This window comes from Aquitalea sp. LB_tupeE (assembly GCF_013391415.1).
Taxonomy (GTDB): domain Bacteria; phylum Pseudomonadota; class Gammaproteobacteria; order Burkholderiales; family Chromobacteriaceae; genus Aquitalea.
In genome coordinates this window covers 18431-27093 of the sequence record NZ_JACAXB010000032.1, presented here as the reverse complement: position 1 = coordinate 27093, position 8663 = coordinate 18431, and the positions used below count along the sequence as shown (strand labels likewise).

Annotated in this window: 9 protein-coding genes and 1 tRNA gene; 9 read left to right on the top strand and 1 reads right to left on the bottom strand. The window is 58.8% G+C overall.

Translation table 11 applies throughout. From position 1 onward, the window contains the following. Positions 1-318 precede the first annotated feature (318 nt). Positions 319-1266 (bottom strand): tRNA-dihydrouridine synthase, encoded by a 948-nt coding sequence (locus HWX34_RS16690; RefSeq protein WP_178973309.1) that lies wholly within the window; start codon positions 1264-1266, stop codon positions 319-321. A gap of 60 nt (positions 1267-1326) precedes the next feature. Between HWX34_RS16690 and HWX34_RS16685 the strand changes: the two genes are divergently transcribed. From HWX34_RS16685 to HWX34_RS16645, 9 genes are all read left to right on the top strand, one after another. Continuing rightward, entirely contained in the window at positions 1327-1782 is a 456-nt protein-coding gene (locus HWX34_RS16685; RefSeq protein ID WP_178973308.1) for a GNAT family N-acetyltransferase, read from the top strand. 57 nt (positions 1783-1839) lie between these two features. Next, a complete protein-coding gene (locus tag HWX34_RS16680; RefSeq protein WP_045847383.1) occupies positions 1840-2055 on the top strand; it encodes a DUF1653 domain-containing protein in 216 nt (71 codons plus the stop codon). Positions 2056-2070: 15 nt separating this feature from the next. Then, the gene (locus HWX34_RS16675) at positions 2071-2970 is read left to right on the top strand and encodes a histone deacetylase (protein ID WP_178973307.1); all 900 of its coding nucleotides are present in this window, start codon (positions 2071-2073) and stop codon (positions 2968-2970) included. A gap of 59 nt (positions 2971-3029) precedes the next feature. After that, positions 3030-3560: a peptide-methionine (S)-S-oxide reductase MsrA gene (gene msrA, locus HWX34_RS16670; protein ID WP_178973306.1), complete on the top strand. Its 531-nt coding sequence runs from the start codon at positions 3030-3032 to the stop codon at positions 3558-3560. A 361-nt stretch (positions 3561-3921) separates the two neighbouring features. After that, positions 3922-4590, top strand: coding sequence for a response regulator transcription factor (locus HWX34_RS16665; protein ID WP_062787864.1), 669 nt, complete (start codon positions 3922-3924; stop codon positions 4588-4590). A 10-nt stretch (positions 4591-4600) separates the two neighbouring features. After that, entirely contained in the window at positions 4601-5476 is an 876-nt protein-coding gene (locus HWX34_RS16660; protein ID WP_178973305.1) for an NAD kinase, read from the top strand. Positions 5477-5488: 12 nt separating this feature from the next. After that, positions 5489-7159: a DNA repair protein RecN gene (gene recN / locus HWX34_RS16655; protein ID WP_178973304.1), complete on the top strand. Its 1671-nt coding sequence runs from the start codon at positions 5489-5491 to the stop codon at positions 7157-7159. Positions 7160-7229: 70 nt separating this feature from the next. Then, positions 7230-7317 (top strand) — tRNA-Ser (locus HWX34_RS16650). A 156-nt stretch (positions 7318-7473) separates the two neighbouring features. Then, positions 7474-8649 (top strand): integrase arm-type DNA-binding domain-containing protein, encoded by a 1176-nt coding sequence (locus HWX34_RS16645; RefSeq protein WP_178973303.1) that lies wholly within the window; start codon positions 7474-7476, stop codon positions 8647-8649. Positions 8650-8663 lie beyond the last annotated feature (14 nt).

The window sequence follows — 8663 nt, the reverse complement described above, 5'->3', positions numbered from 1 at the left end:
TGGCAACTTGGAGACAGATCAAAGCATGCGTCATGCGCAAGCAAAGACAGGACTGCGCTCGGCTGACGGGTATTTCAACAGCCTGTTAGGCAACCTCACTCAGAGTGCAAAAGGTGATGGCTGTAGCGGCCAAGCATTCCAACGCAGCAGTGAAGAGCCATAAAAAAACCCTCCCACAAGGGGAGGGATTAACAGGGTATCGGGGAAGTGTAACGACCGGAAGCTGAGGGCAGCCGGTCATACAGCGCCTGGATCCATACCAAGAACCAAGCACGTTTTCATCCTAACGTTTGCACTTGGCATTGACTATGGGTGAATTTACTTAGCAGACATATCCTGCATTATTCTCAGAATATTCCCAGAAGAAGTTTCGCGACGAATCACTTCAAAAAAACTGCTTGCTTCCGGGTAGGTTTTCTTTAACTGACCCAGCCACTGCTTGAGCCGTGCCGGCGGGTAGCGCGACTCCCCGGCTTCGGTAAAGCACTGCTGGTAGAAATCCAACAGCCATTCCATCAGTGCCTGCCATCGCATGGGCGTGTCGGACTGATTACCCGCAATGCGCAGCGCCAAGTCGGGGGCGGCAATCAGCCCCCGCCCTATCATCACTCGCTCACAACCGCTTTGCGCACGGATGGCATGGTAATCCGCCACGGTCCACACCTCACCATTGGCGATGACCGGCACCGTGACATGTTCCCTGATACGGGCAATCCAGTCCCAATGCGCTGGTGGTTTGTACCCTTCCACCTTGGTACGTGCATGTACTACCAGTTCGGCAGCGCCAGCGCTGGCCAGGGCTGCAGCGCATTCCAGTGCCAAACTCTTGTCTTCGTACCCCAGCCTCATCTTGGCAGTTACCGGGATCTGTGCCGGAACCGCCGCACGCACCTGGCTGACAATGGCGTACAGCAGCTCCGGCTCGGTCAACAGCACCGCGCCACCACGATGGCGATTGACCGTGGGTGCCGGGCAGCCAAAGTTCAGGTCCACACCGGGCGCACCCAGGCTGGCCACTTTGGCGGCATTTTCAGCCAGGCAAACCGGGTCCGAGCCCAGCAATTGCACTCTTACCGTTGTTCCGGCACGGGTCTTGCCACCATTAAGCAGTTCCGGTGCCAGACGATGAAAAGTCCGCGTGGGCAACAACACATTGGTGACTCGGACAAATTCGGTTACACACAAGTCGATACCGCCCAAACGAGTCAGTACATCCCGCATGATGGGGTCAACCAGACCCTCCATCGGGGCAAGCATCAGATTCATGACTTAACCTGCTGAAAAAAGGGCGCTATTGTAACGGAATCACTGTCCGGGAGCGAATGCATGACTTTGAAGATCAGCCTTGTCACCCCACACCATCTTGAACGCTGCTTGCCGCTATTTCAGGCTTATCTGGCCTTTTATCATGTGCAGCAGAGCGACGCGGACTGTCTGGCGTTTCTCACTGCCCGCATACGCCAGCACGAGGCCTGCCTGTGGCTGGCGGAGGACGCTGGCGTGGCTGTCGGCTTTGCGCTGATGTATCCGGGCTTCAATTCACTGACGCTCAAGCCGAACTGGCTGTTGCATGACCTGTATGTTGCGCCGGACTACCGTGGCAGCGGCGTCAGCAAGCAACTGCTACAAACCTGTCAGGCCCATGTTGTCGGACTGGGCGGCGGCGACATCATGCTGCAAACCGCCCACGATAATGTTACGGCGCAGCGGCTGTACGAACGTAATGACTTTGTACTGGACCGTGATTTCCGGGTGTATTACTGGGACGGCAAGAACACTTGACCGTATTGCGCGACACCGCCATGCTGGCGGCCCTGCCGAAACCGACAAGGAGCACAAATGGATATTCCGCGCGGAATTTATCGCCACTACCGGGGCAATCTTTACGAAGTGCTCGGACTGGGCCTGCATTCTGAAACCCATGAACCCATGGTGGCTTATCGTGCGCTGTATGGCGACTACCAACTATGGACCCGCCCTGCCGGCATGTTCCTGGAAACCGTCATTCACGAAGGCGAAAGCCTGCCGCGCTTCTCTCCGGTCAAACTGTTCTAGCCACACCTACCGTCCATGCGCATTTACCGTACCGACCAGTTTGCCTTGCCACTACCGGCAGGGCACCGCTTCCCGGCAGAAAAATACCAGATGCTGGCCACGGCAGTCGCACGTTTTGCTGCCCCATTAATGGAGGAAGCCCCGGCGGCCAGCGCATGGGAACTACAACAAGCCCATGCCGCAGACTATGTCGCCCAGGTGCTGGATGGCAGCCTGCCTGCCCGAGCCTGGCGTGAAATCGGTCTGCCATGGTCACCACAACTGGTGGAACGCTCGCGCCGTTCGGTCGGTGCCACCATTGCCGCAGCCCGTACGGCCTTGTTGCAAGGCTGCGGCGTGAATCTGGCCGGGGGCACCCACCATGCCTATCACGACAAGGGCAGTGGTTTTTGTGTATTCAACGATGTGGCCGTAGCCTCGCGCCTGCTGCTGCAAGAAGGCCTGGTGCGCCGCGTTCTGGTGCTGGATCTGGATGTTCATCAGGGCAATGGCACCGCGGCCATTTTTCGCGATGAACCACGCGTGTTCACCTTCTCCATGCATGGCGAGAAGAACTTTCCCTTCCGCAAGGAGGCCAGCTCGCTGGACATCGACCTGCCCGACCAGACCGACGACACCAGCTACCTGACCCTGCTGCGCCAGCATCTGCCCGCACTATTGCAACAGCAGCAGCCCGATATCGTGTTTTATCTGGCCGGAGCCGACCCCTATGCAGGTGACCGGCTGGGCAAGCTGGCACTGAGCAAGGCAGGTTTGCTGGAACGTGATCAACTGCTCATGCAGCAAGTGCGGGACAGCGGTGCCGCACTGGTCGTCACCATGGCCGGAGGCTACGCCAACCCCATCAGCGACACGGTGGAAATCCAGACCAATACCGTCACTGCCGCGTATCAGCTATTTGGCCCAGGCATGTAAGATTTCCCTGCCAGCCCCGACGAAACAGCGTACCTATCCCTCAAAAATTGGAGAGTGCAATGAACACAGCCACCCTGGCCGGCGGATGCTTCTGGTGTACCGAGAGTATTTTTCTCGCCCTGAACGGGGTAAGCCAGGTGCAATCCGGTTATATCGGCGGACAAACAGCCGACCCTGACTATCGCAGCGTCTGCACCGGTCACACCGGCCATGCCGAGGCGGTACAAATCTGCTTCGACCCGGCCATCATCAGTTACCGTCAACTGTTGCAGGTATTTTTTGCCACCCACGACCCCACCACTCGCAACCGTCAGGGGCATGATGTGGGCAGCCAGTACCGCTCTGCCATTTTTTATCATGATGCCGAGCAGCTGGAGGCAGCCAGCGCCGTGATGGCCGACCTGGAACAGCAAGGCATTTTTGCCGCGCCCATCGTCACCACGCTGGAGCCGGCCAGCCAGTTTTATCCGGCCGAGGACTACCATCAGCAATACTTTGCCCGTAATGCCGGACAGCCATACTGCCAGGCCGTCATTCAACCCAAGCAGCGAAAGCTGCGGCAGCAATTTGCCAACTGGCTGAAACCATGACGATGCAAGCTGGATGACATCAAACCGCCGATAAAGTACACCACGGCAGCAGTCCGTACAGTCAGCCAGCCATTATGCTGATAACATTCAGCCTTGACTGGTGCGGCCTGCGGCATTGCAACATACGGATATTTGTGTGCATTGCAAGCCCAAAAGGCAGACTGAGCAAGGGTGTCACAGGTATCATGGAGCGCATTGACCTCGCTGCCCCCCCTGCCCGGTCGCAATATCGCGCCGCAACGACAAACCCGGCAAGACACTACCTTACGCCCCCCGTTGCTGACAGCCAGGCAGTCAGCGGGCTTGGTCTTGCCGTATCTGGCACATAAACAGCAATCGCTGTTGCAGGAGATGACCGTTAATGAAGTACATGATGCCCACCGTTTTCATTGTGGATGACGACCCGGCCGTACGCGACTCACTGGCCTTGCTGATCATGGCTCAGGGCATGCGCACGGTGACGTTCGCCAGCGCCATGGAATTCCTTGAAACCTATACCGAAGGTGAAATCGGCTGCATGGTGCTGGATATCCGTATGCCGCAAATCACCGGCCTTGCCCTGCAGGAAAAACTGGTCGAACGCGGCCTGTCCATTCCCATTGTCTTCATCACCGGTCATGGTGATATCGAACAGTGCCGCCGCGCCTTCCAGTCCGGTGCCATTGATTTCCTGACCAAGCCCATCGACCAGAACCGCCTGATCGACAGCCTGCGCAAGGGCATACGCCTGAGCATCCAGCAACAGCAGCAGGATGAAGAAACCCAGGAAGTGATGAACCAGCTGGCCCGCATCAGCGGCCGCGAGCGTGAAGTACTTGAACTGGTGGCCGACGGACTGTCCAGCAAGGAAATCGCCCGCCAGCTGGACCTATCGCCGCGCACCATCGAAGTACACCGTGCCAACCTGTTCAGCAAGCTGGGGGTGGATTCGCTGGCCGACCTGATCCGCTTCTACCTCAAGGCACTGGAAGCCACCGGCAAAAAACGCAGCGATGAGTCTTTTTTGAACGAAACCGCCCCAAGGCAGTAGAATCGCCCACATGGAACGACTGTTCAAACATGTCTGCCTGGTGGCAAGACACAGCAAACCGCAAGTGGTGGAATCGCTGCGCACCCTGGCCGATCATCTGGCAGCTGCCTGCGTCACCGTATTCGTGGACAAGGAAAGCGCCACCCAGGCCGAAGCCGGGCCCCATCAGCTGATCGAACGCAGCGACATGGGCAAGCTGGCCGACCTGGTCATCGTGCTGGGTGGCGACGGCACCATGCTGTCCATCGCCCGTCAGCTGGCACCCTATCGCGTACCGCTGGTGGGCATCAACCAGGGCCGACTTGGCTTCATGACCGATATTCCTCGGCATGAAATGCTGGAGGCCATCGATGCCATCCTGGGCGGCAATTTCGTGCCGGAAAACCGCATCCTGCTGCAAGCATCGGTGATTCGGGAAGATGCCGAAGTCGCCAATGCGCTGGCCTTCAACGACATCGTATTCAGCCGCGGCGCCGTGGGTTCGATGATTGAATTTGAAGTCTTCATCGACAACCAGTTTGTCTACAGCCAGCGCTCGGACGGCCTGATTGTCTCTACCCCCACCGGTTCCACCGCCTACTCACTGGCCGCTGGCGGCCCCATCCTGCACCCCACGCTGCAGGCCATTGCACTGGTCCCCATTTGCCCGCAGTCACTGAACAACCGCCCCATCGCAGTGAATGATTCCTGCGAAGTGGAATTCATGCTGACCCGCGGCCTGGACGCACGCGTGCATTTTGACGGCCAGTCACATTGCGACCTGATGGAAATGGACCGCGTGCTGATTCGCCGTTACCGCAACCCGCTGCGCATCCTGCACCCGGTGGGCTACAACTACTACGATATGCTGCGCCACAAACTCCACTGGGGCGAGCGCCTGCTCTGACACGCACACACCATGCTGCTATCCCTTCTGGTCAAAGACTTCGTCATCGTTGACAGCATTGCGCTGGACTTCTCCCCCGGTTTTACCGTACTGACCGGTGAAACCGGCGCCGGCAAATCCATTCTGCTGGATGCCCTTGGCCTGTTGCTGGGCGACCGCGCCGAAGGCTCGCTGGTGCGTGAAGGGGCCGAGCGCGCTGAAATCAGCGCCGAATTCGACAGCCGCCAGCGTCCCGAAATCAAAGCCTGGCTACAAGAAAACGCTCTGTCCGGCGACGACGATATCGTGCTGATCCGCCGTGTGCTGGACAAATCCGGTCGCTCGCGCAGCTTCATCAACGGCCAGCCAGCCACGCTGGCCCAGCTCAAGCTGCTGGGCGAGTTTCTGGTGGACATCCACGGCCAGCACGCCCACCAGTCACTGGTAAAAGCCGAAGCCCAGCGTGAACTGCTGGATGCCTATGCCGGCAGCAGCTCGCTGGCCCGTGAAGTGCATCAGGCCTGGCAGGAATGGCAAACCGCCCGCAAGGCACGCAGCGAAGCCGACAAGCTGTCGCGCGAATCCGAAGTGGAACGCGAACGACTCACCTGGCAGATCAACGAACTGAGCGAACTGGGCCTGCAGCAGGACGAATGGGCCGGACTCAACCAGAGCCACTCGCGCCTGGCCAATGCCGCCGAACTGGTACAAAGCGCGCAGTACGCCGTGGATACCCTGTCCGAGATGGAGGGCAACTGCCTGTCCGTGCTCACTCAGGTACAAAGCCGGCTGAGCAAGCTGGCCAACCTCGACCCGCGGCTGGCGGACACCCTGTCCCTGCTGGATTCGGTGGATGCCGAACTGCGCGAAGTCGTCTATAGCCTGCGCGACTACGCCAGCGACATCGACGAAGACCCCGGTCAGCTGCAACAAGTGGAAAGCCGTATCGACAGCCTGATGAGCATGGCGCGCAAATACCGTGTGCAGCCGCAGGAACTGCCGCTCAAGCTGGCCGACTGGCAAGCCCAGCTGGCTGCGCTGGAAGCCTCCTCCGACAGCGAAGCCCTGGCGCTGGCCGAAACCGCCAGCCTGTCGCGCTACCGCACCCTGGCCGAAGCCCTGTCTGGCAAGCGTCGTCAGGCCGCCAGCGAGCTATCCGCCCGCATCAGCAAGGAAATGCAGCAACTGGCGATGAGCAGCGCCCGCTTCGCCATCGAACTGGCGGCCCTGGCCGAGCCTGGCGCGCACGGACTGGAATCCATCGAATATCTGGTGGCTGCCAACGCAGGCACCAGCCTGCGCCCACTGGCCAAAGTGGCATCCGGCGGCGAACTATCGCGCATCAGCCTGGCCATGCAAGTGGTGATCAGCCAGGTGGCCAGCGTACCCACACTGATCTTCGACGAAGTGGACGTCGGCATTGGCGGGCGCGTGGCGGAAGTCATCGGCCACATGCTCAAGCAACTGGGTCAACGCTATCAGGTGCTGTGCATCACCCACCTGCCGCAGGTCGCCTCCTGTGGCGAGCAGCACTGGCAGGTCAGCAAGCGCGAAGAAAAGAAACGCGTGGTCAGCCGCATCACCCCACTGGACGCCGAACAACGCGTACTGGAAATCGCCCGCATGCTGGGCGGTGCCGAACTCACCCAGACCACCCGTCAGCATGCGGCCGAAATGCTGCAAATGAACCGCGCCACCCCCTAGCCAAAACGGCTTGGGGCGGTTATTATTGCGTCCTCTTTGCCAGATGACATAATCACCGGCAAGAAACTGCGGAGGTTTGGGTGAGTGGTTTAAACCAGCAGTCTTGAAAACTGCCGACGGGAAACCGTCCGTGGGTTCGAATCCCACAGCCTCCGCCACCCCATACTTAGACACCGTCACCTTCTGTCATCAAAAGGGCTGAAACCCTTGCAGAACGTGGCGGTTTCTTCATTCTGGCGCACCGCCACGCATCGACCATCATTTCATTTTGATGGTAATTTTGATGGTACGAATCACCGCGTGATGGTACGACCATGCCCAAGCCTTCCAGCCCCCTGACCGACACCGGCATACGCAACGCAAAGCCTGCTGACAAGATGTACAAACTCAGCGATGGCGCAGGACTAGCACTGTGGATCTACCCTAATGGCCGAAAAGTTTGGCGCATTCAGTACCGCCGCCCTGCGGACGGCAAATTCGATACCATCACCTTTGGCCCGTACCCTCAAACCAGCCTGATTGCAGCCAGAGAACGACGCGACGCGGTGCGCAGCATACTGCTGGCAGGGCAAGACCCCAAACGCACACCAGGCAACGACCCAGACAATACATTTAAATACGTTGCCCGGCAGTGGTGGGATCGCTGGCGCGAAACCGTGACACCAGGCTATGCAGACCAAGTGTGGCGTGTCCTTGAAGCCAACGTAATGAATACACTGGGTGACAAACCCGTCACAGAAATCAGCGCCAGAATGATTGTGGAAGCCCTGGAACCGATGGAAGCACGTGGCGCCCTGGAATACCTGCGCCGTGCCCGGCAGAACATCGCCATGATCTTTGGCTTTGCCCTTGCACGCGGCCTGACAGACAACAATCCGGCAGCAGGAATCACCTCTGCATTCCGCGCGCCCAAAAGCGCCCACTTCCGCGCCCTACGCACGGAAGAAATCAACAAGTTGGCAGCCTTCTTCAACAGCGACCAGATTGGCATACAACTCAAGCTGCAAATGCGATGGCAATTACTCAACCTCAGCCGCCCCATTGAAGCAGCCGCAGCCCGCTGGGATGAAATCAACGACGGGGTATGGACAATACCAGGTCAAAAAATGAAGCGCAGGCGTGACCATCTGATACCGCTTTCCCGGCAAAGCATGACATTGCTGGAATCATTACGGCCCATCAGCGGGCATCATCCATACCTGTTCCCGCATCGCACCCACCCGGATCAGTACGCCAGCGAGAGCGCCCCCAATGTCGCCCTGAAGCGACTAGCCATCCCGACAACGGCACATGGCCTCCGGGCACTTGCCTCCACCACACTGCACGAAAGCGGCCTATTCAACAGTGACGTCATTGAACTGGCGCTATCACACGTAGAGCAAAACAAAGTCAAAGCCGCCTACAACCGTGCAGAGTACCTGCCACAGCGCCAGGAGCTGCTGCAATGGTGGGCTGACTTCATTGATAAGAATGTAGGCCGGTGGCCGTAACATTAGCTGAAATA

Coding starts and splice junctions, on each gene's coding strand:
- HWX34_RS16690 (WP_178973309.1), bottom strand. CDS start 1,266: ATGAATCTGATGCTTGCCCCGATGGAGGGTCTGGTTGACCCCATCATG.
- HWX34_RS16685 (WP_178973308.1), top strand. CDS start 1,327: ATGACTTTGAAGATCAGCCTTGTCACCCCACACCATCTTGAACGCTGC.
- HWX34_RS16680 (WP_045847383.1), top strand. CDS start 1,840: ATGGATATTCCGCGCGGAATTTATCGCCACTACCGGGGCAATCTTTAC.
- HWX34_RS16675 (WP_178973307.1), top strand. CDS start 2,071: ATGCGCATTTACCGTACCGACCAGTTTGCCTTGCCACTACCGGCAGGG.
- msrA (WP_178973306.1), top strand. CDS start 3,030: ATGAACACAGCCACCCTGGCCGGCGGATGCTTCTGGTGTACCGAGAGT.
- HWX34_RS16665 (WP_062787864.1), top strand. CDS start 3,922: ATGAAGTACATGATGCCCACCGTTTTCATTGTGGATGACGACCCGGCC.
- HWX34_RS16660 (WP_178973305.1), top strand. CDS start 4,601: ATGGAACGACTGTTCAAACATGTCTGCCTGGTGGCAAGACACAGCAAA.
- recN (WP_178973304.1), top strand. CDS start 5,489: ATGCTGCTATCCCTTCTGGTCAAAGACTTCGTCATCGTTGACAGCATT.
- HWX34_RS16645 (WP_178973303.1), top strand. CDS start 7,474: ATGCCCAAGCCTTCCAGCCCCCTGACCGACACCGGCATACGCAACGCA.